Origin of the sequence: Pseudomonas sp. 51_B (assembly GCF_017491595.1) — a bacterium.
GTDB lineage: Bacteria > Pseudomonadota > Gammaproteobacteria > Pseudomonadales > Pseudomonadaceae > Aquipseudomonas > Aquipseudomonas promysalinigenes.
On record NZ_JAFGYW010000553.1, the window covers coordinates 1 to 246 of the forward strand.

Annotated in this window: 1 pseudogene; it reads left to right on the top strand. The window is 58.1% G+C overall.

Annotated elements, in window-relative coordinates:
* Nucleotides 1-71 precede the first annotated feature (71 nt).
* Nucleotides 72-246, top strand: a pseudogene (locus J5M56_RS26145) (arginine-ornithine antiporter); the annotation flags it as partial.

Genomic DNA, 246 nt, shown 5'->3' on the forward strand with positions numbered 1-246 from the left:
CCGGTCTATATAGCGCTAAAAGATGGCGCACAGGGTTGTTTCAGTCTCTGGCAATGTGAACAAGGAACAGCATGAACGAACCAGGACAAAAGCTGCGCCTGGGCGCACTGATCGCATTGGTGGTCGGCTCGATGATTGGTGGCGGGATCTTTTCGCTGCCGCAGAACATGGCCGCCAGTGCCGGCGTCGGCGCGGTTCTAATTGGCTGGGCAATCACCGCAGTGGGCATGCTGACCCTGGCATTCG